This is a genomic window from Clostridium neonatale (genome assembly GCF_001458595.1).
Classification (GTDB): domain Bacteria; phylum Bacillota; class Clostridia; order Clostridiales; family Clostridiaceae; genus Clostridium; species Clostridium neonatale.
In genome coordinates, this window is sequence record NZ_LN890327.1 from 705101 (window position 1) to 730670 (window position 25570).

A 25570-nucleotide genomic window follows, 5' to 3' on the forward strand; every position below is an offset into this window, starting at 1 on the left:
AAGATATAAATATTGTAACATGATTTTATGTAATCCAGTAACGTTACAAAGAGTATTTTAATAATTGATGTAACGTTAAAGTAATAAATAATAATACAAGTAAAAATATATAGTCTTATATTTGGGGCAATATGAGAATATAGGGATTTTTATTTTTATATTTTTAGGAATATAAGAATATAAGAATTCGAAATTTATATTGAATTCGATTAATAAGAGTAATTAAACATTCATAATATAGATAAACCTGTGATAAATTGTAATTCATTTGAAGATGATATATAATTAAGATGATAAAATATAATTGGTCTATTATATTTTTCATGAGATAAAAAGTCTTGGAGGCATAAATAATGGATAGAAAAGATTTTTCTGATTTAGAAGAACAAATAAGAGTTACAGTGGAAAATGCATTCAATTCTATAGATTTTACAGGAATAAAAAATAATGTTTATGAGAAAACAGAAAGTACCTTAAATGATGTAAAAACAAATTTTAAAAGAGCATCAGAAAATTTTAATAGAAATATGGAAGATTTAAAAACAAATATTAATGTAACACAAAAACATATAAAGAATAAACAAGTATATATTTGCAAAAAGCCACAAGGAAAAGTATCAGGGATAGTTTATATGACCTTGGGGACAATTGGCAGTGTGATTTTTGCAATTCAATTAATTGTATTTTCAGTATTTAGTTCTATATGGAATAGTTTTTCTATACTTAGCAGTATAAGTTTAGGAGTATTATTGGCTTTTTTTACTGGAAGTATATTTATGACATTTAGAGGAGCAAGTTTAAGAAAAAGAATAAAACGCTTCAGGAAATATGTACATTGTTTAAAAGGACGAAGCTATTGTTTAATTAAAGAATTAGGAGATTCAGTTAGCAAGTCAGAGAAATACGTTGTTAAAGATTTAGAAAAAATGATACACAAAGGTATGTTTTTAGAAGGACATATAGATAAAGAAGAGACTTATTTTATGTTAACTAATGAAGTGTATCAAAATTATTTAAATTCACAAGAAGCATTAAAGTTGCGTAAAGAAGAAGAAGAAAGAAGAAATGAAGAATTAAAAGAAGAAATGAATGATCCTCAAAAGAAAGAATTAAGAGAAATAATAGAAAATGGGAATTACTATATTAAGCAGATAAGAAAAATAAATGATTGTCTTCCCGAGGAAAACATATCCAACAAATTATATAGGTTAGAGAAAATAGTGGCAGAAATATTTAAATATATTGAAAAAAATCCTAATAAATTATCTGATGTTAGTAAATTTACAAATCATTATTTGCCAATAACATTAAAATTGGTTACATCATATAAAGAATTAAATGAACAATTAGTGCAAGGCGAAAATATTAAAACGGCTAAAAATGAAATTGAAAAGAGTATCAATCTTATAAATACTGCTTTTGAAAATTTATTAGATGACATGTTTGAAGATGTTGTTTTAGATATTTCTTCAGATATTTCTGTGCTCGAAACTCTATTTAAACAAGAAGGATTAACTAAAAATGATTTTGAAAAAGATATGAATGAAAAATAAAGGAGGACACTAAAGTGAAAGATGAATTTAAAGAAGATATAAATGTTGTTCCAAGTTTATCGTTTGAACCTTTTGAAGATGAATCAGTAGCTTCAATAATAAAGAAAAATGAAGAAGTTACAGAGAAGGATGTACTTGACGAAAGTTATCTTACAGAAGAAGAAAAAAAGATGGTAGATGATTTTGTAGAAAAAATTGACATAAATAATTCAAATTCAATTTTGCAATATGGAGTAGGAGCTCAAAAGAAAATTGCAGATTTTTCTGAAACAGCTTTAAGTAATGTAAAAACTAAAGACTTAGGTGAAGTAGGAGAAATGCTTTCAAATGTAGTAAATGAACTTAAAACTTTCGAAGCTACAGATGAAAAAAAAGGATTCTTAGGTATATTTAAAAAACCAGTAGAAAAGTTTTCTCAAATGAAAGCAAAATATGATAAGGTAGACGGTAATGTAAGCAAAATTTGTACAATGCTTGAAAAACATCAAGTACAGCTTTTGAAAGATATTGCTATGCTTGATAAGATGTATGAAATAAATAAAGTATATTTTAAAGAGCTTTCTATGTATATCCTAGCTGGTAAAAAGAAGCTCAATAAATTGCAACAAGAAGAACTACCAAAACTAGTAGAAAGAGCGCAAGCTAGTGGACTTCCAGAAGATGCACAAGCAACAAATGACTTTGTATCTCTTTGCGATAGATTTGAAAAGAAAATACATGATTTAGAACTTACAAGAATGATTTCACTTCAAATGGCACCACAAATAAGATTAATTCAAAACAATGATTCATTAATGTCAGAAAAGATACAATCTACAATTGTAAATACAATACCGCTTTGGAAGAGTCAAATTGTATTAGCACTTGGAGTTGCCCATTCTAGCAATGCAGCAAAAGTACAAAATGAAGTAACAAATATGACAAACGAGCTTTTAAGAAAAAATGCAGAAACACTTAAAATGTCAACAATAGAAACTGCAAAAGCTTCTGAACGTGGAATAGTTGATATAGAAACTTTAAAAACAACAAATGAATCACTTATTACAACTCTTGATGAAGTTCTTAAGATACAAATTGAAGGTAGAGAAAAACGTAAAGCTGCAGAAGCAGAACTTCAAAATATTGAGGAACAATTAAAAACTAAACTTTTAGAATTAAGAAAATAGTTCTATATATAAATAAAATATGTATAATATTAATTTAAGCTAGATATTTTAAATTAATAATATCTTCTTCTTAGAAAAAGGCGTAACAATAAATATGTTGCGTCTTTGTTATTATTTATAATATGGTAATAGAAATAATAATATATTAACTATAATAGGGTTATAATTTGAAAATAATAAAATTGTGAAAGTTTTATTGAAATATTTCGAAGAAAATTAACAAATTAATAGTAAAAAATTTATATAATATGATGAAAAGTATTAAAATTAAATACAGATTTCTACTAAAAATATAAAATAATTAAGTGATTTATTGTATAATTGAGGAGAAATAAATAAATGCTAAACATAGCAATATAGATTATTTAAAACAAGAAAGGAATTAAAATATGAAAAAGTATAAGAGAATATTTACTATAGTTATAGATTCATTAGGTGTAGGAGAAATGGAAGATGCAAAAGAGTATGGCGATATAAATGTGGATACTTTAGGTCATATAGCAGAATCTGTGGACAAATTTGAAATACCTAATCTACAAAAGATGGGAATAGCTAATCTTCATCCAATAAAGCATGTAGAAAAGGTTGATGCTCCACTTGGATATCAAATGAAGATGAAAGAAGCAAGTGTCGGAAAGGATACAATGACAGGACATTGGGAAATGATGGGACTTCATATAATTAAGCCATTCCAAACATTTACTGATACAGGTTTTCCAAAAGAACTTTTAGATGAATTAGAAAAAAGAACAGGACATAAAATAGTAGGAAACAAGAGTGCAAGTGGTACAGAAATATTAGATGAACTTGCAGATCATCAAATGAAAACAGGTGATATGATAGTTTATACTTCAGCTGATTCAGTTCTGCAAATCTGTGGCCATGAAGAAACTTTTGGATTAGATGAACTTTATAGATGCTGTGAAATTGCAAGAGAATTAACTCTTAAAGATGAATGGAAAGTTGGAAGAGTAATTGCAAGACCGTATTTAGGAAATAAAGAAGAAGGTTTTAAGCGTACTAGTAACAGACATGATTATGCTCTAAAGCCATATGGAAAAACTATACTGAACACACTAAAAGAAAATAATTTTGATGTGATTGCTGTAGGAAAAATAAATGATATTTTTGATGGTGAAGGTGTTACAGAAACTCATAAATCAAAGAGCTCAGTTCATGGAATGGAGCAAACATTAGAAATAATGAATAAAGATTTTACAGGTTTATGTTTTGTAAACTTAGTAGATTTCGATGCTTTATGGGGACATAGAAGGAATCCACAAGGTTATGCAGAAGAATTAGAAAAATTTGATGTAAACTTAGGAAAAGTTTTAGAAAATTTAAAAGAAGATGATTTATTAATAATCACAGCTGACCATGGAAATGATCCAACTTATAAGGGATCAGATCATACTCGTGAATATGTTCCATTCTTAGCATACTCACCATCTATGAAGAATCATGGACAATTAGAAACAAGTAAGAGCTTTGCAGCAATAGCAGCAACAATAGCAGAAAACTTTGAAGTTAAGATGCCAGAAAATACAATAGGTGAATCTGTTTTAGAAAAACTTAAATAATATATAAAGTAATTGTAAAATTACTACTTGTAAAAAAATATATACAAACTATAATATTAATTAGTAGATATAGTAATAAAATCCATAAAACTAGACAACGAAGTCAAAATTATGTCTTGTTTTTATGGATTTTTTTATTAAATAAATTTAAAATAGGATAAATGTATTGGGGGATGTAATATGGACAAGTTATCATTAGAAGCAAGAATAGAAGCTGAATTAATAAGTTATGCAGGAAAAATGTGTGTATATGTAAATGATTTTAAAGGAAATACAATTGAAATAGGGGCTGACGAAAAATTTGAAACTGCAAGTTGTATTAAGTCTTTTATTCTAGCAGATCTATTTAGCCAGGTGGAAAATGGAACAAAAGATTTATACGAAAAGCTTAAATATACAAAGAAAAATTATATAAACGGAAGTGGGGTTATTCAATCTTTAGATGAAGGAGTAGAGATGACTGCAATAAATTTTGCTAAGCTTATGATAATAGTTAGTGACAATGTTGCAACAAATATATTAATAGACTATTTAGGAATTGATCACATAAATAAAACAATACAGGAACTTGGATTTAAAGATACAATACTTCACAACAAAATAGATTTTGAGAAATATGATAAGTTAGGAACAACAACGCCAAGAGATTATGGTAGATTATTTGAATTGATTGCTAAAAAAGAGCTTATAAGTGAAGAGGCATCAAATAAAATGTTAGATATATTTAAAATGCAGCATTATAACAGCATGATAGTAAGAGATTTTCCACAATATTATTTAGATAGTGAAGATACTGGTGAGGAAGAACTTATATATGTTGCGTCAAAGAGCGGAAGCATGGATGCATGTAGAAATGATGGGGGATTAGTGTTTACTCCATATGGTCCATATGTAATAGTAATGTTTAATAAAGAATTCCATGATAGCTTGTATTATGCAAATCATGATGCAACTGTCTATGGTGGAAAAGTCAGTAGAATGATATTTGATGAATTTATAGCTTTAAAAGGAAAAATTAAATAGAAGTATATTATATAATTTTTGTCTTTAATATTTTATCTCTAAAGGGGGAAAGAAAAAAATGATACATCCGGTGCCATTAAAAAAAGGTGATAAAATAGCATTAATAGCTCCATCAAGTCCAGTTGCTGATGAAAGAATAAAACCGGCAATTAATGCAGTAGAAGCATTAGGACTTGAAGCAGTTGTTGGGAAAAGTTGTACATCAAAAAATGGATTTTTAGCAGGAGAGGATACGATTCGTGCTGACGATATTAATATGATGTTTGCTGATAAAAGCATAAAAGGTATTTTTGCTATGAGAGGTGGATATGGTTCTGCCAGAATTTTAGATTTATTAGATTATAAAACCATAAGAAAAAATCCGAAGGTTTTTGCTGGATATAGTGATATAACTGCGCTTCATGTTGCATTTAATCAAAAATGTAATCTTATTACATTTCATGCACCAATGCCTGCATCTGAGTTTTATGAAGGCGTAGATGAATATACAATGAGTTTTTTTAAAAGAAATATCTTCTGTAATGATTCTTTAGGAATAATGGAAAATCCAAAAGATCAGAAGATTGAAACCCTTGTAAAAGGAAATGCAGAAGGAAGGATTACTGGAGGAAATCTCACATTACTTGCTTCATCACTTGGTACAAAATATGAAGTAAATACTAAAGGAAAGATTTTGTTCTTAGAGGATGTTGATGAAGTTCCTTATAGAATAGATAGGATGCTGCTACAGTTAAAGCAAAGTGGAAAATTTAAAGATGCAGTGGGAATAATCCTAGGACAATGGACAAGATGCGAAGCAGAAAATAAAGAAAATAGTCTTGAATTAAATGAAATATTTAAACAGCTTATTGTAACAGAGAACAAGCCCACAATTTGTAATATAGCCTGTGGGCACAGTACACCTACAATGACAATTCCAATGGGAGCTTTTGCTAAAATTGATAATGATAAATTTATAATATAAAGACGTATTGGGGGAAAAGTAATGATTATAAAGAATATTGAAGTAGCTGAAATTTCAGTACCATTAGTAACACCGTTTAAGACCGCATTAAGAACTGTAGAATGTGTTAATGATATAATTGTGAAAGTAATTTCAGATACCGGTGAAATAGGATATGGTGAGGCGGCACCCACAGCAGTAATAACAGGTGAAACAAAGGAATCTATAAAGAGTGCAATATTAAACTATATAAAACCGGCTATTGTTGGGATTGAGATAGATAGTATTGAAATAATAATGGAAAAAATGCATGGATGCATATTAAAAAATACAAGTGCAAAAGCAGCTGTAGATATGGCAATATACGATTTATATTCTAAGAATATTAAATCACCTTTATATAAGGTTATAGGTGGATATAGGAATGAAATTACAACAGACATAACTATAAGTGTAAATAGTGTAGAAGAAATGGTTAGTGATAGTATAAAAGCAGTAAATGATGGATTCGATATATTAAAAATAAAGGTTGGCAAAGAGGGAGAAAAGGATATTGAAAGAATAACAGAAATAAGAAAAGCAGTGGGAAAAGAAATAAAGCTTAGAGTTGATGCTAATCAAGGGTGGACAAGCAAGCAGGCCGTTAAAATAATAAATGCTTTAGAAGATAGAAATCTTGATATTGATTTAGTAGAGCAGCCAGTTAAATATCATGATATTGAAGGCATGAAATATGTAACCAATAATACTAGCACAAGAATTTTAGCAGATGAAAGTGTATTCTCTCCATTGGATGCTGTGAAAATAATTGAAGAAGGTGCAGCTGACTTAATAAATATAAAGCTTATGAAAACTGGTGGCATATATAATGCTCTAAAGATTTGTGATATTGCAGATATTTATGGAGTTGAATGTATGATTGGATGTATGCTTGAAAGCAAAATAAGTGTAAGTGCAGCAGCTAATCTTGGTGCTGCAAGAAAAGTAATTACAATGGTTGATTTAGATGGACCAGCCCTTTGTAAAATAGATCCTGTAAGTGGTGGTCCTATATTTAATGGAAAGAACATTAAAATGAGTGAAAACTTTGGAATAGGTTTTGGAGATAAGGTGGCTATAGATAAACAATGCTTACTAACAGAATAAATCATATTATTAAAAATTCTAGTGCAGATATAGCTGTATTAGTTAAGGATTTAAAAGAAGATAAAGTGATTTTTAAATATAACGAAGATAAAAAATATGTATCAGCAAGCATAATAAAAGTTCCAATTATGATTGAAGCATTATCAAGAGTTGACTTAGGAGAAATAAATTTAGATGATAAATTTAATATAGGTGATGATAATAAAGTTGATTTCAGCGTTATTACAGAACAAGACCTTAAGGAATGCACTTTTGAAGAACTAATAGAATGGATGATTATAAGTAGTGATAATACAGCTACTAATGTATTGATTGATATACTTGGATTAGAAAATATAAATGATAGAATCAAGAAGCTTAACATGAAAAATACACTACTTGAAAGAAAAATGATGGATTTTAAGGCTATAGAATATGGAAGAAATAATTATACATCCTTAAATGATATGCTGATAGCTATGGAAGGTTTATATAGAGGAGTTTTAATAAGTTCTGAAATGAGTTTAAAAGCAATAGATATACTAAAAAATCAAAGAGATAACTTTATGCTGAAAAGATATATAAGAGATAATGTAACATTAGCTAATAAGACTGGCGAACTTGATAAGTTAAATAATGATGTTGGCATATTTTATACTAAGAATCATAATTATTTTATTGGCATTTTTGTTCATGATGTAAAAAAGAATAAGGATGCATATGAAATAATAGGCAAAATTTCTAAGGAAGTTTATGATTATTATAAAAATATATAAAAGTGGAGGTGCAAGATGAAAGTATATATAAGTGGTGATATTGAAGGAATAACAGGAACTACTCATTGGAATGAAACAGAAAAAAATCTTCCAGACTGGGAGCAATTTGCAAAGCAAATGACAAAAGAAGTTGTTGCTGCTACAAATGGTGCTATTTCAGCAGGTGCAGATGAAATAATAATAAAAGATGCTCATGATAGTGCAAGAAATATAGATATGGATGAACTTCCAGAGAAGGCCAGATTAATTAGGGGCTGGACTGGTGATCCTCTATCAATGGTTGGAGGAATAGATGAAAGTTTTGATGCAGCAATATTTATTGGTTATCATAATGCAGCAGGAACAATAAGCAATCCATTAGCTCATACAATGAGCATATCAGAAGTATCGTCTATTAAATTAAATGGAGAATATGTAAGTGAATTTTTACTTAATACATATGCAGCTGCCTTATTTGATGTTCCTGTTGTGTTTGTAAGCGGAGATATCGGACTTACACAAAAAGTAAAAGAAGTGAACCCGCAAATAGTTACTCTTGGAGTGAAAGATGGCTTAGGAGGAGCAACTATAAATATGAATCCAAAGATGGCTGTAACTGAAACAGAAAAATTAGTTAAAGAAGCTTTAGAAGGTGATTTGAATTTAAAGAAAGTTAAATTGCCAGAAGAATTTCAATTAGAAATAGAATATAAAGATCATAAATGTGCATATAGATATTCATTTTATCCAGGTGCAGAATATAAAGAACCAAGATCAGTGACATTTAATACTAATAATTACTATGAGATTTTAAGAATAATTCATTTTTTAACTTAGAAGAAATAAAATGAAAAAATAATTTACAAAAAAATATTTTGTGATATAATTATAACAAAATATAAAATATATTAAAAAAATATCAAATATTAACATACATTATTAAAAATATGGCAATGAGGTCATCATGCTTTACTACTAAATACTTATCAGTATAAAAATAATGGTTTTATACTATGATTATTTTTAGAGAGTATGATGATTTTTTTATACAAAAGTAAGGGGGACATATAAATGAAAAAAAGCTTATTTAAACGTTTAATATCAATGGCTATTTCAACAGTTTTATTAAGTACAAGTGTATTAGGGTGCGGTTCTAATAGCGGAAGTAGTGCAGATGGAGACAATGCAGAGTATAGGCAAGTTTACTCTGAAGAAATTAAAACATTAAATTATTTAAAAACAGCAGAAACAAATGAATTTGGGGCATTAGCCAATATGGTTGATACATTAGTTGAATATGATAAGTATGGAGTAGTTAAACCTTGCCTTGCAACTGAATGGAGTGCAAATGAAGATAACACTGTATGGACATTTAAAATACGAGAAGGTGTTAAGTGGGTTACAAAAGATGGAGATGAATATGCTGATGTTGAAGCTCAAGATTTTGTAGATTCACTAAAATATGTACTTAACAATAAAAATGAATCTGAAACAGCTGATATTGCAGCAGGCATAATTAAAAATGGTGAAAAATTTTATAGTGGAGAAATCACAGATTTTAATGAAGTTGGTGTAAAAGCTGTAGATAAGTATACTTTACAGTATACTTTGGAAAAACCAGCACCATATTTCTTGTCAATGCTTACTTATGTATGCTTCTTCCCTGTAAATGGAAAGTTCTTAGAAGAAAAGGGAGATGAATTTGGGACAGATCCAGAAAATATTTTATACAATGGAGGATATGTATTTGATACATTTGAACCACAAAGCAGCAGAGTATATGTAGCAAATGATAAGTATTGGGACAAGGATAATATAAAGATAAAGAGGATAAAATTAATATATAACAAAGAAGCTTCTACATTAGCTCCAGAAATGTATTTAAGAAATGAAATAGATTATGTAGAGCAAATACCTTCGGATCTTGTAGAAGAATGGTTTAAATCTGATGAGAAAAAAGACATAATTCATCAAAGAAAAAATGGATTTTACTCATATTTCTATGCTTTTAATTTTGATCCACAATTCTCAGAAGAATATGAACCGGCAAACTGGAAGAAAGCTGTTAATAATGAGAATTTCAGACAAGCAATTTTCCATGCTTTAGATAGAAAAGCAGCTATAATGGTTTCAGAACCATATGATCCACAATCACAAATGTTAAATACAATAACTCCTAAAAATTTTGTTGATATTAAAGGAACTGATTATACTCAAGTTGGAGGGCTTGCAGAAATAACCAATAGGGATTCATATGATGAAAATACAACTAAAGAATTTAAAGAAAAAGCTATGAAAGAATTACAAGGAAGCGTTACATTCCCAGTAAAAGTATTGTTGCCGTATAACTCAGGAACTTCTGATAATGCAAAACGTGAACAAGTAGTAGAACAGCAATTAGAAAGAACACTTGGAACTGACTTTATAGATGTGCAAATTGAGGCAAAGCCACCTACAGGATATTTAAAAGATGTAAGAAGAGCAGGAAATTATGCATTATTATTATGTAACTGGGGACCAGACTATGCTGATCCAGAAACATATTCAGATCCATTTGCAACAGGTGGTTCGTATAATAAGCCTGAGCTTGCAGAAAATGGTGTTGGAGAAGAATATGAAAAGATGCTTGATGAAGCTAAAGCAGAATCTACTGATATACAAAAACGCTATGAATTATTTGCAAGTGCTGAAAGTTATTTAATAAATAAAGCTTTAGTTATACCTTATACAGTAAATGGTGGAACTTATGAAGTATCTAAATTAAATCCATTTGATGCACAATTCTCTCCATTTGGAGTTATTTCTGAGAAGTTTAAAGGACAAACAATGCTTGAAAAATCTATGAGTAATGAAGAATATAAAGCAGCTTTAGAAAAATGGCAAAGCGAACGTACTGAAGCATTAAAGAAGGCTGCATAGAATATAGGAATGGGTATTGTGAGACTTTACAAAAGTTTTGCAGTACCCCATTTTAATAGACAATAATATGGGGGAATTAGCGATGGTAAAATATCTATTTAAAAGATTGTCACAATCAGTATTTACACTATTTGTGATAATAACAGTTGTGTTTATGTTACTAAGATTAATGCCTGAGGAAGGCTATTTAGGATCGAATGCTGATAAAATGAGTGAAATTCAAAAGGAAACAATATTAACTAACTTAGGTCTTAGAGATCCAATGCCAGTACAAATTGGAAACTTCTATAAGGATCTTGCTAAAGGAGAATTTGGAAAGTCAATTACATATAGACCTGATGTCAAGGTAAGTAAAATATTAAAGGATAAGATACCGTATTCTTTATATTTTGGACTTGGATCTATTGTAATATCACTTGTTGTTGGAATATCTTTAGGAATAATGATGGCAAAAAGTAAAAATAGCATTTTAGATAAATTGGGAAATGGATATATAGTTTTTATAAATGCAGTTCCAGCAGCCATTTACTATCTTGTAATTCAGTTATATGTAACAGATGTATGTAAATTACCTATGCTATTTGATAAGAGCAATCCTGTAAGCTGGATATTACCATTAATATCAATGTCACTTGGAAATATAGCAGCATATGCTATGTGGATGAGACGATATATGGTTGATGAGATGAATAGTGATTATGTAAAACTTGCAAGAGCAAAAGGTGTTAGTGAAAAAAATATAATGGTTCATCATGTGTTAAGAAATGCATTTGTGCCAATGGCGCAATATCTACCAGCATCAATTCTTTATACTATTGCAGGATCAATATATATAGAATCATTGTATTCAATACCGGGAATGGGCGGGTTACTTGTTGAAGCAATACAAAGGCAAGATAATCCATTAGTTCAAGGGCTTGTTATTATTTATTCTTCTCTTGGAATTTTAGGATTGGTATTAGGTGATATAGCTATGTCTATAACAGATCCACGTATAAAATTACAAAGAAACGGAGGTGGAAGATAATGAGTATTACTAGTAAAATGGTAGGAAAATTTGGTGATGAAATAGAAGAATCTTTGTTTGAGTTTGCAGAGTTTGATAATACAGAAGCTGAGAAAACAGGATATTCAAATTACTCTTATTGGAAGTCAACATGGAATTCGTTTAAGCAGCATAAAGTAGCTATGTTTTTGCTTATATTAGTTATAAGCATACTTGTATTTACAATGATTCAACCACTTATTCCTGGGCAAAAATCTCCAACAACAATATATTTAAATGAACAAACACAAATGCAAGATAAAAATTTGGCACCTTCTCTAGAATATTGGTTTGGTACAAATTCAATTGGACAAGATTTATGGGCAAGAATATGGAGTGGAACGCGTACATCTTTATTAATTGGATTTGTAGTTGGAGCAGTTGAAGCCATAGTTGGAATAGTAGTTGGAGCACTTTGGGGGTATGTGAAATCTTTAGAAAAAATTATTACTGAAATATATAATGTGGTGGATAATATACCAACTACAATAGTTTTAATACTTATGACTTACATATTTAGACCTAGTATTGGAACTATGATTTTTGCTTTATGTCTTACTGGATGGCTGGAAATGGCTAGATTTGTACGAAATCAGATAATAATAATACGTGACAGAGAATATAATTTAGCCTCTAGATGTCTTGGAACTCCAACAATGAGAATAATACTCAAGAATTTACTGCCTTATTTAGTATCTGTTATAATGCTTAGAATTGCACTTGCAATCCCGAGTGCAATTGGATCAGAAGTATTTTTAACATATATAGGCCTTGGATTGCCAATAAGCATTCCTTCACTTGGAAATTTGGTTAATGAAGGCAGAATGCTTATGATGACGCCAGCACTTAGATATCAATTAGTATTTCCAACTATTGTAATTTCAATAATAACAATATCATTTTATGTTATAGGAAATACATTTGCAGACTCAGCAGATCCAAAAAATCATAAATAGGGAGAGGATAATGTATGGCTGATTATACTGATAGAGAAATAATACTTTCTGCTAAGGAAGTAGATGTAAAATTTAAAGTAAGAGGAAGAGTACTTAATGCAATACGTGGCATTTCACTTGATTTATATAAAGGAGAAAGCATTGCAATTGTAGGAGAATCAGGTTCAGGAAAGTCTGTTTTTACAAAAACTTTTATGGGACTCCTTGAAAGTAATGGATATATTAATAGTGGAAGTATAATGTATAAGGGGATGGATTTAGCAAAATTTAAAACCAATAAAGAGTGGCAGGCTATAAGAGGAAAAGAAATTGCAATGGTATCACAAGATCCAATGACATCATTGAATCCACTTAAAGTTGTTGGAAAGCAGATACAGGAAGCCATAGAACTCCACAGAGGATTAAAGGGAGCTGAAGCTAAAAGGCTTGCAATAGAACTTTTAGAGGATGTTGGTATAGCAAATCCAGAAAAGCGATATAATCAGTATCCACATGAATTTTCAGGTGGAATGAGACAAAGGGTTGTTATAGCAATTGCTATTGGATGTAATCCTAAGATTTTAATATGCGATGAACCAACAACAGCACTTGATGTAACTATGCAGGCTCAAATACTTGATTTGCTTAAAAATATTCAAAAGCAATATAAGCTTACAATAGTTTTTATAACACATGATCTTGGAGTTGTAGCAAATGTTGCAGACCGCGTTGCTGTAATGTATGCAGGTGATATAGTAGAAGTTGGACTTGTAGAAGAAATATTCTATAATGCAAAGCATCCATATACATGGGCATTGTTATCATCGTTGCCGCAGCTAGGCGTAAAAGGGGAAGAACTTTATTCAATAAATGGTACTCCGGTTAATTTATATAAGGAAATAAAGGGAGATGCATTTGCATATCGTAATCCAAGGGCTCTTAAAATAGAATTTGAAATAGCTCCTCCATATTTTGAGGTAAGTAAAACACATAAAGCAAAAACATGGCTTTTAGATCCAAGAGCACCTAAAGTTGAATACCCAAAATCACTTAAAAGATTATTTAATCTATGGGAGGAGAATAAATATGAAGCATAATAATGAAGTTTTATTAGATGTTCAGAATATTACCATTAATTTTGGAAGTGGTAAGGATAAATTTAAAGCTGTTGATGATGTGAGTTTTAAAATTTATAAAGGAGAAACATTTGGTCTTGTAGGGGAGTCAGGTTCAGGAAAAACAACAATAGGAAGAGCAATTATAAGAATAAATGAAATCTCAGATGGTGCAATATTATATAATGGACAAAAAATAAGCGGAAAAATTGCAAGAGATCTAGATAATGAAATAACAAGGAAAATTCAGATGATATTTCAAGATCCTATGGCATCATTAAATGAGAGAGCAAAGGTTGATTATATAATATCAGAAGGCCTATATAACTTAAAAAGTTATAAAAATGAAGAAGAAAGAAAGGAAATAGTAGAAAAAGTTTTATTGCAAGTTGGATTGCTGCCTGAATTTGCAAGCAGATTTCCACATGAATTTTCAGGTGGACAGAGGCAAAGAATAGGGATAGCAAGAGCACTTGTAATGAGACCTGAGTTCATAATTGCTGATGAACCAATATCAGCTCTTGATGTATCAATAAGAGCACAAGTTCTTAATTTATTATCTAAATTGCAAAAAGAATATGGATTAACTTACCTTTTTGTAGCTCATGATTTATCTGTAGTAAGGTTTATTGCAGATAGAATTGCAGTAATATATAAAGGCAAAATAGTAGAACTTGCAGAAGCAGAAGATTTATTTAATAATCCAATACATCCATATACTCAGGCATTATTATCTGCTATACCTCAGCCTGATCCAAGAAAAGAAAGAAATAAAAAGATACTTATATATGATCCAGAATGTCATTGTTATGATAAAGATAAGCCAAAGTTCATTGAAATTGAAGAAGATCATTTTGTATTGGCAAATGAATCAGAAATTTCACAATATAAAGCTACAGGGAGCATGATGTATTCATTAAATAATGAAGCAGTAGGTAATATATAGTTTAATTACGAGGAGGATTAACTTTATGAGATATGCAGTGGTAAATAGCACTATTGGATTTATTAAAAGTAAACCTGATAAATTTTCAGAAAATGCAGATGAAGTATTATTTGGAATGAATGTTGAAATACTAGAAGCTTTAGAAAATGACTGGTATTATATAAGAACTCATTATAATTATGAAGGATATATAGATGGAAGTAGTCTTCTTATTGATGATAATAAAGCAAAAGAATATGAAAGTGAAAAAAATAAAGTAGTATTAAATAGTTTTGCAGATGTTTTAGACAAGCCTGAGGCATCAGGATGTCAGATCGCAACTATGACACGCGGTGCACATATTGTCTGTCTTAAAGAAGTGAGTGAAAATAATCGCTTTGTAAAAGTAAAGATACCTGATGGCAGAATTGGCTGGACACGTAAAGAGTTTTTGTGTGATTTAAAAACAGATTATGATGTAAAGGATGAGGAAAACTTAAGAGAAAATCTTGTGAGATCGGCTTTAAGCTATATTGGAACTCAGTATAGATGGGGAGGAAAGACACCGATGGGAATAGATTGCTCTGGTCTTTGCTCTATGTCATATATGGTAAATGGAATATTAATTTATAGGGATGCAGATATAAAAGAAGGTTTTCCTATTAAGGAAATTACAAGAGATAAATTAAAAAAGGGAGATTTAATCTTCTTTCCAGGACATGTTGCAATGTATTTAGGTAATGAAGAGTATGTACATTCTGCAACAAGTAATGACGTAGTATCAATTAATAGCTTTGATAAGAATGCAGATAATTATTATGAATATCTAGATAAATGTGATAAGAGATTTGGAAGTATATTTTAATATAAAAACTTAAAGTTTATAAACTAAGTATTCGGGGTGAGATAATATGGATAACCTAGACTATAAAATATTAGAGTGTCTAAAGAGCAATGCTAGAATTAAAGCATCACAAATAAGCAAAGAAATCCATTTATCAGTTTCAGCAGTTTTAGAACGTATAAAAAAAATGGAGAACAATAATATAATAAAGAATTATACAATAACAGTAGATAATAATAAGCTTGGTAATGGAACAAGTGCACTAATGGAAGTGAGTCTGGATCATCCGAAGTTTTATGAATCTTTTACAAATATAATAGAACAAAATGATAAAGTTGTTCTTTGCTATTATTTAACTGGAGAGTTTGATTTTATGTTGAAAATTTTATGCAGTTCATCAGAGGAATTAGAAAAAATTCATAGGGATATAAAAAGTTTAGAAGGTGTCTCTAGAACAAAAACATATTTTATTTTAAAAGATATAAAAAGTTAGTGAAATGGATAAATTTCCGAAAATAATGAAATTACAGAAAAAATTTCTGCAAATATACAAAATAAAAATAAAATACAGCAAAATATGGGTAAGTTATTGAAAAAAATAATTTGATAATATATGATGAATTTATAAATTAGAGAAGCCAAAAGACCATATACATACAGACAAAGAAGTCAGTTTCATATGTCTATATGTATGTGGTTTTTTATTTTTTAATATAGTTTTAGGAGGAATTATTTATGGAGAACTTAGGGTTTTACAATGGAGAATATGATTTAATCGAAAATATGAAAATACCAATGAATGATCGCGCATGTTATTTTGGTGATGGAGTTTATGATGCAACATTTTGTGCTAATCACACAATATTTGCATTGGATGATCACATTGAAAGATTTTATAATAGCGCTGGATTACTAGGAATAGAAATTCCATGTACAAAGCAAGAACTTGGAGATCTACTTACTGGGTTAGTTAAAAAAGTAGATTCACCAGAGCAATTTGTATATTGGCAGGTAACTAGAGGAACAGCACCACGTAATCATGCATATCCTGATTCAAAAGCGAATTTATGGGTTACATTAAAGCCGCTTACATCAGCTGATATAGCACCTTTTGAAAAAAAATATAAATTAATAACAGTTGAAGATACAAGATTTTATCACTGTAATGCTAAAACATTGAACTTACTACCAAATGTTTTAGCATCTGAAAAAGCTAAAAGGGCAGGATGCGATGAAGTAGTATTCCATAGAGGTGACAGAGTAACTGAATGTGCTCATAATAACGTAAGTATATTAAAAGATGGAATATTTAGAACAGCACCAACTGATAATCTGATTTTACCGGGTATTGCAAGGAAACACATGATACAAATTTGTAAGGATAACAATATACCTGTTGATGAAACTCCATTTACAGTTAAAGATTTAATGGAAGCTGATGAGGTTATTGTTTCAGCTTCAAGCTTACTTGCTATTCAAGCTATTGAAATTGATGGCATTCCAGTAGGGGGAAAAGCACCAGAACTACTTAAGTTTATTCAAGATGAATATTTAAAAATAGTTAAAGAAAAGACAGGCTTAAAGAAGTAAAGAATAATTTAAAACTAATATCTAAGATATGAGATATAGAAGATTACCCATAGAGAATAGATAGTTTTGCATTAAATTTTACAACTATAATTATATGATGGAGTTGATGAATTAGTATGAATCAGAAGGATTTAACAGTATTTAATCTTGGAGAAAATCTTGATAATTTAATGAATCTAGATCCAAGAGGTTATGGCGTGTGTAGGATTTTATACAATGCTTCAAGAGAATATACAAAAAAGCCATTAACAATAAATAGTGCAGAGAAATTAGTAGATACACTAAAAGAAGGGGATCTAGTTTATATAATGACAGGTTTTGTTTTAAGGCCATTTAAAAAAGCAGAGATGGATGGGATTGTAAGTACTATGCTTCTTGCAAGAGCACTTGTTAAAGGATTTAATGTAAAGCCAGTAATAGTGTGCCCTGAAGATAATATGAAAGCAGTTGAAAATCTTGCATATGTAGTTGGGCTTCATTTTCATGATAGCATAGAAGGTCTATCAGAGTATCCTTTATCATTAGCGGCAATACCATTTACAAAAGAGGCAAAAGAAGCATCAAAACAAGCTGATGAGCTTATTTCAAAAGGCTTTCCAAGTGCAGTTATAAGCATAGAATGTCCAGGTGCTAATTCAAAAGGTGTTTATCATAATGCAGTTGGATTAGATGTTACTGAATTAGAAGCAAAGCAAGATGTATTATTCAATAAATTAAAAGAAAAAGGTGTTTTAAATATAGCTATTGGTGATCTTGGAAATGAAATAGGAATGGGAACTATAAAGGAGCATTTGTACGAATATGTACCATATGCTGCAAAAGGAACTTGCAATTGTGGATGCAATGGAGGGATTGTAGCGGAAACAAAAGCAGACAATATTATAACAGCAACAGTTTCAGATTGGGGATGTTATGGACTTATTGCAGCACTTTCTTATTTGAAAAATGACTTAAATATTATGCATACAAAAGAGATGGAAAAAGACGCAATGATTGCAGCTTCAAGGAGTGGAATGATAGACATGTATGGAGATTTAATTCCAGCTATAGATGGATTTGGACTTGAAATAAACTGCTCAATTGTGAATTTAATGAGAGAATGTGTCCTATCAGCAATAAATCTTGAGAAAACATGTGTAACATGGTTTGAGAAGGTAATTGATCTTGGCTTTTTTGAAAAAGAAGATTTAGAAGAATGTAGAGATAAAAATGTAAGAATAATAGTGTAAAAGGGGGAAGTATATATGGATTATTCAGAAATGCACCCTTATGATGTTCGTAAATTAATAAGAGATGGTAAAATTACAACTCCTACCGCAGGAATGTGTGCAGGATATGCTCAAGCTAATTTAGTAATTCTTCCTAAAGATATTGCTTATGATTTTTTGCTTTTCACTCAAAGAAATCCAAAATCATGTCCAATTTTAGAAGTAAGTGATGTAGGAAATAAAATGCTTAACTTTTTAGGAAAAGACATTGATATTACTACAGATATTCCAAAGTATAGGGTTTATGAAGATGGAGTTTTGACTGGAGAATATAAAGACATAGGTGATTTATGGAGAGATGATTTTGTAAGTTTTTTAATTGGATGCAGTTTTTCATTTGAGTCAGAAATGATAGAAGATAATATCGAAATAAGACATATAGAGGAAAAATGCAATGTACCTATGTATATTACAAATATTAAGTGTACACCAGCAGGAATATTTAATGGAAATATGGTTGTAAGTATGAGACCTATTCCATATGAAAAAATAGTAAGATCGGTGCTTGTGAGTGGCGCAATGCCAAAGGTACATGGAGCACCAATTCATATCGGAGATCCATCTATAATAGGAATAAAAAGTATAGACAAGCCTGATTTTGGGGATTCAGTGAACATAAAAGAAAATGAAGTTCCAGTTTTCTGGCCTTGTGGAGTAACTCCACAAGCTGTTGTAATGAACGTAAAACCTAAAATTGTCATTACACACTCTCCAGGTCATATGCTTATAACTGATGTTAAAAATATAGAGCTGAAATATTGATTTACTATAATTTAAAATGAGTTATACCTCCATAATTTAGAAAAATAGTATTACAATTGTAGATTAAAAATTAAGATTAGTATTTGATAAAGGTGATTTGTATGTATAAAGTAGATTTAAATTGTGATTTAGGTGAAAGCTTTGGAATTTATAAAATTGGCTGTGACGAAGAAGTAATTAAATATATATCATCAGCAAATATTGCATGTGGATTTCATGCTTCTGATCCATTAGTTATGTATAATACTGTGAAGCTAGCAAAGGAATACGGGATATCTGTTGGGGCACATCCAGGTTTTCAGGATTTGGCTGGGTTTGGAAGAAGAAATATGAATATTTCATATAAAGAAGCAAAAACAATTGTAGAGTATCAAATTGGTGCATTAAAGGCATTTTGCACAGCACATGGAATAAAGATGAATCATGTTAAGCCTCATGGTGCACTATACAATATGGCAGGAAAAGATATAAATCTAGCACTTGCCATATGTGAAGGAATAAAAGAAGTCGATTCTGATTTGATTTTACTTGCATTAAGTGGAAGTAAGATGATTGAAGCAGCAAAGAATATAGGGCTAAAGTGTGCAAATGAGGTATTTGCTGATAGAGCATATAAGGAGGATGGATCACTAGTTGATAGAAGTGTAAATGGTGCAGTAATTACAGATAAAGAAATTGCAATTAAAAGAGTTATTAGAATGATTAAAGAAAACAAAGTTACAACAATAAACGGAGTAGATATACCTATACATGCAGAATCAATATGTGTACATGGAGATAATATAAAGGCATTAGAATTTGTAAAAGATATAAAAAAGTTTCTTGAAAAAGAGAATATAAAAATAGCACCATTAGAATAAGGAAAGAAGGAAGATTTGTTTTATGGAAGGATATCTAAGGACTTATGTAAAAGTAGATTTGAACGCTATAGAACACAATATAAATGAAGTAAGAAAATTAATAGATAATAATGTGAAAGTCATGGCAGTTATTAAGGCAGATGGATATGGACATGGAGCAGCAGTAATAGGAAATTTTCTTAAAGAGAAAGTAGATTATTTTGGGGTTGCGACTATTGAAGAAGCAATAGAACTTCGTAAGAACAATATTGATATACCAATTTTGATTCTGGGATATACTTCTTATAAACAATATGAAGATTTAATAAAATATGATATTACACAAACTGTATACAATTTAGAAATGGTTGAAAAATTAGAAGAGTATGCAGCAAGATTCAATCATATTGCAAAAATCCATCTTGCATTAGAAACTGGCATGAATAGAATAGGGTTTGAGCCAAATGAGAGAAGTATTGAAAATATAAAGAAAATAATGAAAATGGATAATATATTTGTTGAAGGCATGTTTACACATTTTTCTTGTGCTGATGAAAGAGATAAAAGTTATGCAAAAATTCAGATGAAGAAATATGATGAATTTATAGGAAAACTTGAAAATAATAATATAAATATTCCTATAAAACATATGTGTAATAGTGCAGGAATTATGGAATTTGATAATCATCGCTTTGAAATGGTAAGGAGTGGAATAATTACATATGGTTTATATCCATCTGATGAAGTGAATAAAAGTGCATTAAAACTAAAAAGTGCATTAGAATGGAAAGCACATGTAATTAATATTTCTGAAGTATCAGAAGGATGTGGAGTAAGCTACGGAAAAACATATGTTACTAAGGGAAATACTAGGATTGCAACTATTTCAGTTGGCTATGCGGATGGGTATATGAGAGGATTATCATCAAAAGGAAAAGTTCTTATTCATGGACAATATGCTCCTATAATAGGAAGAATATGCATGGATCAGATGATGCTGGATATTACGCATCTAGAAAATGTACAGATTGAAGATGAAGTAACTTTAGTTGGAACAGATAGAGAAAATAAAATTACTGTTGAAGAACTTGCTGAAATGGCAGGAAGTTTTAATTATGAATTTGTCTGTGGTATAGGAAAAAGGGTAACAAGGACATATATATTATAGTTATAAAGTAGGTGAAAATATGTTGGGAAATGAGTTCAAAGTTATACAATCTAGTGAAATTTCAGCAGTTGTGGAATTTGGAAATACAATCGATGAAAATATAAATAAAAAAATAAGAATTTTTTGTAAGTGGCTTGATGAAAATCTGTTTTATGGTCTTGTGGAATATATTCCATATTTCACGAGTGTTTCAATCATATATGATCCAATGAAATTAAAGAGTAAAGAACCTTTTAAATATATGGAGTTTAAGATAAAAGAAATAATTTCAAATCTAGATTTTTCGTGTGAGTATGAAGATCATGTAGTTGAAATTCCAGTTTGTTATGGAAATGAATTAGGACCAGACATAGAAATTGTTGCTCAGAAAAATGATATTACAATAGAGGATGTTATAAACATTCATTCAAATGGAAAATATTTAGTTTATATGATTGGATTTGCTCCGGGTTTCCCTTATCTTGGGGGATTAAGTGAGAAGATATTTACTCCAAGACGTGATACTCCAAGAACAGTAATACCAGAAGGATCAGTAGGTATTGCAGGAATGCAGACAGGAATCTATCCAATAGAAACACCAGGAGGATGGCAGATAATAGGTAGAACTCCATTTAAATTATTTGATTTAAATAACAAAGAGAAAACTATTTTAAAATGTGGTGATATCGCAAAATTTTATCCTATATCTTATGAGGAATATATGAAATTAAAGGAGAAGATATCATGAGTATATCTGTTTTAAATTCAGGACTTTTAACAACTATTCAAGACAGAGGCAGATATGGGTACGAAAAATATGGTGTAATTGTAAGCGGTGCAATGGATCAGTATTCAATGAAAATAGCTAATATTCTTGTTGGAAATGATGAAAATGAAGGTGTTCTCGAAATCACCCTAATCGGACCAGCTCTAAAGATAAGAAAGGGAAATCTTATTTCAATAACTGGTGCAGATATTTCTCCTACAATTAATGAAAAAAAAGTTCCAATGGGACGACCTATATATTTACATGAAGATTGTATTCTGAAATTCGGAAAATGTATAAGTGGATGCAGAGCATATGTTGCCATAGCCGGAGGAATTGATGTTCCAGTTGTTATGGAAAGCAAAAGTACATATCTAAGATGTGGAATTGGTGGACAAGATGGAAGGGCAATAAAAAAAGACGATGTAATAAATATAGGTAAGAAGACTAGTATGTCATTAGATATAATAGATAAATTGAAGGTAATAAATACAAAGGAAAGTTTTGTTTATACAAAATGGTATGCAAAAAGTTTAAATATGAATCATAATTCTCCTATATATATAAGAGTTTTCGAAGATATGCAATTTAAAGATATTAGAGAAGAGAGCATTAGAGAGTTTTTTACTAAGCCTTTTATAATAGACAGTAAGTCAGATAGAATGGGATATAGATTAAATGGCCCTAAAGTAGAATTAAGTGAAAAAATAGAAATGATATCTGGAGAGGTATCATTTGGTACCATTCAAGTTCCGCCTGATGGTAATCCTATAATACTTTTAGCAGATAGGGCAACAGCAGGTGGATATCCTAAGATAGCACATGTAGCTCTTTATGATATTCCAAAGTTAGTTCAACTTAAGCCATCAGATAAAATTATATTTAAAAAAATTACATTAAAAGAAGCTGAAGAACTATATTTTAAAAGAGAATTATATATAGAAGAATTAAAAAAATCAATAAAAATAGTAAGTATATAAAACTGTTATAATAGATGTTTTAGATTAAATAAAAATAGGTTCATCCTGAAATTTTGTGATAAATAATAATCTACATCTCTTATATGACCTATTTACTTGGTTTTGAATAAAGAATTGATGTTGAAAAAGTACCTTTTCACAAAATTCTGTGATAAACCTAAAAATATATTGAGTTTCTTGGAGGTGGAAAATTGATTAATATATCAGATTTAGAAAAAATACTTGAAATCGTTGAAAAGCATAATATTTCACATTTTGAATTTGAACAGGAGAAAAGCAAAGTAATAATAGATAAGGAAAATTCAAAAAAATGTGATTTAAATAATGAAGATGTTTATAATGAACAAGATAAAAAAATGATTAATTTAAAAGAAGATAATAAAGAAAGTGATGTTCAAAAGATATATATAAAATCTGAGTTGGCAGGAACATTTTATATAAGAAAAGAAGAGGGCGCAGAAGAATTTGTAAAGCTTCATGATGTAATTAATGAAAATACAGTTGTAGGATTAATTGAAGTAATGAAGTTATTTAATGAAGTAGAATCAGGAATTAATGGAGAAGTTATAGATATCTTAGTTAAGGATGGGGATTTTGTAGAATACGGACAACCATTATTCGAAATTAAACCTATATAATTGTAAGGAAGTGATAATTTATGGGGTTCAATAAAATTCTTATAGCCAATAGAGGAGAAATCGCAGTAAGAATTATACGTGCATGTCGTGAACTTGGAATTTCTACAGTTGCAATTTATTCAGAAAGTGATAAGAATTCGCTTCATGTAAAATTAGCGGATGAATCATATTGTATAGGAAAAAGTTTGCCTAAAGATACGTATCTAAATATAAATAATATAATAAATGTAGCTATTCATTCAAAAGCTGATGCTATTCATCCTGGATATGGATTTTTATCTGAAAGCACAGCATTTGCTAAAGCTTGTGAAGAGTTTAATATATGTTTTATAGGCCCAAATTATATTATAATAGATAAGCTTGGAGATAAGTCAAATGCAAAAGAAACGTTGAAATTGGCAGGAGTACCAATTGTACCAGGAACAGAAGGTATTATAAATGATAAAAATGAAGCTGTAAAGATAGCAAAAGAGATAGGTTATCCTGTTATAGTTAAGGCGTCAGCAGGCGGTGGAGGAAAAGGCATGAAAGTTGCAAACAATAAAGAAGAACTATTGTCTGCAATTGAACAAGCTGAAAAAGAAGCTGAAAGCTATTTTGGTAATCCAGATGTTTATTTAGAAAAATACTTAGAATCTACAAGGCATATTGAAATTCAAATAATTGGCGATAATTATGGAAACGTAGTTCATTTAGGAGAGCGTGACTGTACAATTCAAAGGCGTCATCAAAAGCTTGTAGAAGAATCCCCATCAAAGGCATTGAGTGAAGAATTAAGAAGTAGTATGGGGGAAGCAGCCGTTAATGCTTCAAAAGCTGTAAATTATAATAGTGTTGGCACAGTAGAATTTCTGTTAGATAGTGATAATAAGTTTTATTTTATGGAGATGAATACAAGGATTCAAGTTGAGCATGGTGTTACTGAGATGATTACAGGAATTGATCTTATAAAAGAGCAGATAAAAGTGGCAGAAGGACGGCAATTGTCTTTTTCTCAGGAGGATGTAAAAATAAATGGATGTGCAATTGAATGTAGAATAAATGCAGAAAATCCATATAAAGATTTTACTCCAAGTCCAGGAAAGATTAATAATTATATACAGCCAGGTGGAATTGGAATTAGAATAGACAGTGCAGCATATTCAGGATATTCAATACCACCATTTTATGATTCTATGATATCAAAAGTAATAGCATGGGGAAGAGATAGAAATGAAGCTATAGAAAGAATGAAGCGTGCTTTAAGTGAATTTGAAATTAAAGGCGTAGAGACAACAATACCATTTCATAAAGCTTTAATGGATAATGAAATATTTAAAAGTGGAGAATTTAATACTAAATTTTTAGAAGAAAATAAGATAGTCTAGTGATAATAACCGAAATTCAATATATGATGAGCTCGATTGTAGGGAAATCTAAGCTAAAAATTCTAAAGATAGAGGCTGTGACCAAAAATGCTTGCTCCCAAAACAAGTTTTGGACAAACGTTCTTGGAACAGCCTCTGTCTAAGAATTTAAAAGCTTAAATTTTTTAATACAATACTACGCATATCATATATTGAATTTCTTTCTTTTTCACTAAACTCATTGTTTGGTAGTAATATTGTTTTTAATAAAGGTATGTCTTTTGTATTGGGATTTATTGATGGGGG

The 25570-nt window shown here is 29.8% G+C and carries 24 protein-coding genes; all 24 read left to right on the forward strand.

What is annotated here, in order from left to right; all coding sequences use genetic code 11:
* The first annotated feature begins 353 nt into the window (after positions 1-353).
* The 24 genes from BN2920_RS06470 (at position 354) to accC (ending at position 25285) form a co-directional block, all read left to right on the forward strand.
* Positions 354-1553, forward strand: coding sequence for a 5-bromo-4-chloroindolyl phosphate hydrolysis family protein (locus BN2920_RS06470; protein WP_058294192.1), 1200 nt, complete (start codon positions 354-356; stop codon positions 1551-1553).
* Between the two features lie 14 nt (positions 1554-1567).
* A complete protein-coding gene (locus tag BN2920_RS06475) occupies positions 1568-2719 on the forward strand; it encodes a toxic anion resistance protein (protein WP_058294193.1) in 1152 nt (383 codons plus the stop codon).
* Between the two features lie 389 nt (positions 2720-3108).
* Positions 3109-4299: a phosphopentomutase gene (locus tag BN2920_RS06480; protein ID WP_058294194.1), complete on the forward strand. Its 1191-nt coding sequence runs from the start codon at positions 3109-3111 to the stop codon at positions 4297-4299.
* 180 nt (positions 4300-4479) lie between these two features.
* The gene (locus tag BN2920_RS06485; RefSeq protein ID WP_058294195.1) at positions 4480-5322 is read left to right on the forward strand and encodes a serine hydrolase; all 843 of its coding nucleotides are present in this window, start codon (positions 4480-4482) and stop codon (positions 5320-5322) included.
* Positions 5323-5380: 58 nt separating this feature from the next.
* Positions 5381-6286, forward strand: a complete 906-nt coding sequence (locus BN2920_RS06490) for a S66 peptidase family protein (RefSeq protein ID WP_058294196.1) — start codon at positions 5381-5383, stop codon at positions 6284-6286.
* 21 nt (positions 6287-6307) lie between these two features.
* Entirely contained in the window at positions 6308-7411 is a 1104-nt protein-coding gene (locus BN2920_RS06495; RefSeq protein WP_058294197.1) for a dipeptide epimerase, read from the forward strand.
* Positions 7393-8166, forward strand: coding sequence for a serine hydrolase (locus BN2920_RS06500; protein WP_058294198.1), 774 nt, complete (start codon positions 7393-7395; stop codon positions 8164-8166). The genes BN2920_RS06495 and BN2920_RS06500 overlap by 19 nt, the downstream gene beginning before the upstream one ends.
* A 15-nt stretch (positions 8167-8181) precedes the next feature.
* Positions 8182-8982, forward strand: coding sequence for a M55 family metallopeptidase (locus BN2920_RS06505; RefSeq protein ID WP_058294199.1), 801 nt, complete (start codon positions 8182-8184; stop codon positions 8980-8982).
* Positions 8983-9216: 234 nt separating this feature from the next.
* Positions 9217-11064: a peptide ABC transporter substrate-binding protein gene (locus BN2920_RS06510; protein ID WP_198157484.1), complete on the forward strand. Its 1848-nt coding sequence runs from the start codon at positions 9217-9219 to the stop codon at positions 11062-11064.
* Between the two features lie 82 nt (positions 11065-11146).
* Positions 11147-12091, forward strand: coding sequence for an ABC transporter permease (locus BN2920_RS06515; RefSeq protein ID WP_058294200.1), 945 nt, complete (start codon positions 11147-11149; stop codon positions 12089-12091).
* On the forward strand, positions 12091-13065 hold the full coding sequence (locus tag BN2920_RS06520; RefSeq protein WP_058294201.1) for an ABC transporter permease: 975 nt from the start codon (positions 12091-12093) through the stop codon (positions 13063-13065). Before BN2920_RS06515 ends, BN2920_RS06520 begins: the two co-directional genes overlap by 1 nt.
* Positions 13066-13079: 14 nt before the next feature.
* Positions 13080-14141, forward strand: coding sequence for an ABC transporter ATP-binding protein (locus BN2920_RS06525; RefSeq protein WP_058294202.1), 1062 nt, complete (start codon positions 13080-13082; stop codon positions 14139-14141).
* Positions 14131-15105 (forward strand): ABC transporter ATP-binding protein, encoded by a 975-nt coding sequence (locus BN2920_RS06530; RefSeq protein WP_058294203.1) that lies wholly within the window; start codon positions 14131-14133, stop codon positions 15103-15105. Before BN2920_RS06525 ends, BN2920_RS06530 begins: the two co-directional genes overlap by 11 nt.
* A 25-nt stretch (positions 15106-15130) precedes the next feature.
* Positions 15131-15949 carry a C40 family peptidase gene (locus BN2920_RS06535; RefSeq protein ID WP_058294204.1) on the forward strand — a complete coding sequence of 273 codons (819 nt, stop codon included), beginning with the start codon at positions 15131-15133 and terminating at the stop codon, positions 15947-15949.
* A 46-nt stretch (positions 15950-15995) separates the two neighbouring features.
* The gene (locus tag BN2920_RS06540; protein WP_058294205.1) at positions 15996-16421 is read left to right on the forward strand and encodes an Lrp/AsnC family transcriptional regulator; all 426 of its coding nucleotides are present in this window, start codon (positions 15996-15998) and stop codon (positions 16419-16421) included.
* Positions 16422-16663: 242 nt separating this feature from the next.
* Positions 16664-17518 carry an aminotransferase class IV gene (locus BN2920_RS06545; RefSeq protein WP_058294206.1) on the forward strand — a complete coding sequence of 285 codons (855 nt, stop codon included), beginning with the start codon at positions 16664-16666 and terminating at the stop codon, positions 17516-17518.
* Between the two features lie 116 nt (positions 17519-17634).
* Positions 17635-18747 (forward strand): DUF4392 domain-containing protein, encoded by a 1113-nt coding sequence (locus BN2920_RS06550; protein WP_058294207.1) that lies wholly within the window; start codon positions 17635-17637, stop codon positions 18745-18747.
* A gap of 15 nt (positions 18748-18762) precedes the next feature.
* Complete coding sequence (locus BN2920_RS06555; protein ID WP_058294208.1) at positions 18763-19548, forward strand: putative hydro-lyase; 786 nt, start codon at positions 18763-18765, stop codon at positions 19546-19548.
* A 101-nt stretch (positions 19549-19649) separates the two neighbouring features.
* The gene (locus BN2920_RS06560) at positions 19650-20408 is read left to right on the forward strand and encodes a LamB/YcsF family protein (RefSeq protein ID WP_058294209.1); all 759 of its coding nucleotides are present in this window, start codon (positions 19650-19652) and stop codon (positions 20406-20408) included.
* Positions 20409-20430: 22 nt separating this feature from the next.
* Positions 20431-21555, forward strand: coding sequence for an alanine racemase (gene alr / locus BN2920_RS06565; RefSeq protein ID WP_058294210.1), 1125 nt, complete (start codon positions 20431-20433; stop codon positions 21553-21555).
* A 19-nt stretch (positions 21556-21574) separates the two neighbouring features.
* On the forward strand, positions 21575-22282 hold the full coding sequence (pxpB, locus tag BN2920_RS06570) for a 5-oxoprolinase subunit PxpB (RefSeq protein WP_058294211.1): 708 nt from the start codon (positions 21575-21577) through the stop codon (positions 22280-22282).
* Complete coding sequence (locus BN2920_RS06575) at positions 22279-23280, forward strand: 5-oxoprolinase subunit C family protein (protein ID WP_058294212.1); 1002 nt, start codon at positions 22279-22281, stop codon at positions 23278-23280. Before pxpB ends, BN2920_RS06575 begins: the two co-directional genes overlap by 4 nt.
* A 191-nt stretch (positions 23281-23471) precedes the next feature.
* Positions 23472-23918: an acetyl-CoA carboxylase biotin carboxyl carrier protein gene (locus tag BN2920_RS06580; protein WP_058294213.1), complete on the forward strand. Its 447-nt coding sequence runs from the start codon at positions 23472-23474 to the stop codon at positions 23916-23918.
* Between the two features lie 20 nt (positions 23919-23938).
* Positions 23939-25285 carry an acetyl-CoA carboxylase biotin carboxylase subunit gene (gene accC / locus BN2920_RS06585; RefSeq protein WP_058294214.1) on the forward strand — a complete coding sequence of 449 codons (1347 nt, stop codon included), beginning with the start codon at positions 23939-23941 and terminating at the stop codon, positions 25283-25285.
* Positions 25286-25570: the final 285 nt, after the last annotated feature.

What these genes read in the sequence shown, in the direction of transcription:
- BN2920_RS06470 (WP_058294192.1), top strand. Translation starts at nt 354, where the DNA reads ATGGATAGAAAAGATTTTTCTGATTTAGAAGAACAAATAAGAGTTACA.
- BN2920_RS06480 (WP_058294194.1), top strand. Translation starts at nt 3,109, where the DNA reads ATGAAAAAGTATAAGAGAATATTTACTATAGTTATAGATTCATTAGGT.
- BN2920_RS06485 (WP_058294195.1), top strand. Translation starts at nt 4,480, where the DNA reads ATGGACAAGTTATCATTAGAAGCAAGAATAGAAGCTGAATTAATAAGT.
- BN2920_RS06490 (WP_058294196.1), top strand. Translation starts at nt 5,381, where the DNA reads ATGATACATCCGGTGCCATTAAAAAAAGGTGATAAAATAGCATTAATA.
- BN2920_RS06495 (WP_058294197.1), top strand. Translation starts at nt 6,308, where the DNA reads ATGATTATAAAGAATATTGAAGTAGCTGAAATTTCAGTACCATTAGTA.
- BN2920_RS06500 (WP_058294198.1), top strand. Translation starts at nt 7,393, where the DNA reads ATGCTTACTAACAGAATAAATCATATTATTAAAAATTCTAGTGCAGAT.
- BN2920_RS06505 (WP_058294199.1), top strand. Translation starts at nt 8,182, where the DNA reads ATGAAAGTATATATAAGTGGTGATATTGAAGGAATAACAGGAACTACT.
- BN2920_RS06510 (WP_198157484.1), top strand. Translation starts at nt 9,217, where the DNA reads ATGAAAAAAAGCTTATTTAAACGTTTAATATCAATGGCTATTTCAACA.
- BN2920_RS06515 (WP_058294200.1), top strand. Translation starts at nt 11,147, where the DNA reads ATGGTAAAATATCTATTTAAAAGATTGTCACAATCAGTATTTACACTA.
- BN2920_RS06520 (WP_058294201.1), top strand. Translation starts at nt 12,091, where the DNA reads ATGAGTATTACTAGTAAAATGGTAGGAAAATTTGGTGATGAAATAGAA.
- BN2920_RS06525 (WP_058294202.1), top strand. Translation starts at nt 13,080, where the DNA reads ATGGCTGATTATACTGATAGAGAAATAATACTTTCTGCTAAGGAAGTA.
- BN2920_RS06530 (WP_058294203.1), top strand. Translation starts at nt 14,131, where the DNA reads ATGAAGCATAATAATGAAGTTTTATTAGATGTTCAGAATATTACCATT.
- BN2920_RS06535 (WP_058294204.1), top strand. Translation starts at nt 15,131, where the DNA reads ATGAGATATGCAGTGGTAAATAGCACTATTGGATTTATTAAAAGTAAA.
- BN2920_RS06540 (WP_058294205.1), top strand. Translation starts at nt 15,996, where the DNA reads ATGGATAACCTAGACTATAAAATATTAGAGTGTCTAAAGAGCAATGCT.
- BN2920_RS06545 (WP_058294206.1), top strand. Translation starts at nt 16,664, where the DNA reads ATGGAGAACTTAGGGTTTTACAATGGAGAATATGATTTAATCGAAAAT.
- BN2920_RS06550 (WP_058294207.1), top strand. Translation starts at nt 17,635, where the DNA reads ATGAATCAGAAGGATTTAACAGTATTTAATCTTGGAGAAAATCTTGAT.
- BN2920_RS06555 (WP_058294208.1), top strand. Translation starts at nt 18,763, where the DNA reads ATGGATTATTCAGAAATGCACCCTTATGATGTTCGTAAATTAATAAGA.
- BN2920_RS06560 (WP_058294209.1), top strand. Translation starts at nt 19,650, where the DNA reads ATGTATAAAGTAGATTTAAATTGTGATTTAGGTGAAAGCTTTGGAATT.
- alr (WP_058294210.1), top strand. Translation starts at nt 20,431, where the DNA reads ATGGAAGGATATCTAAGGACTTATGTAAAAGTAGATTTGAACGCTATA.
- pxpB (WP_058294211.1), top strand. Translation starts at nt 21,575, where the DNA reads ATGTTGGGAAATGAGTTCAAAGTTATACAATCTAGTGAAATTTCAGCA.
- BN2920_RS06575 (WP_058294212.1), top strand. Translation starts at nt 22,279, where the DNA reads ATGAGTATATCTGTTTTAAATTCAGGACTTTTAACAACTATTCAAGAC.
- accC (WP_058294214.1), top strand. Translation starts at nt 23,939, where the DNA reads ATGGGGTTCAATAAAATTCTTATAGCCAATAGAGGAGAAATCGCAGTA.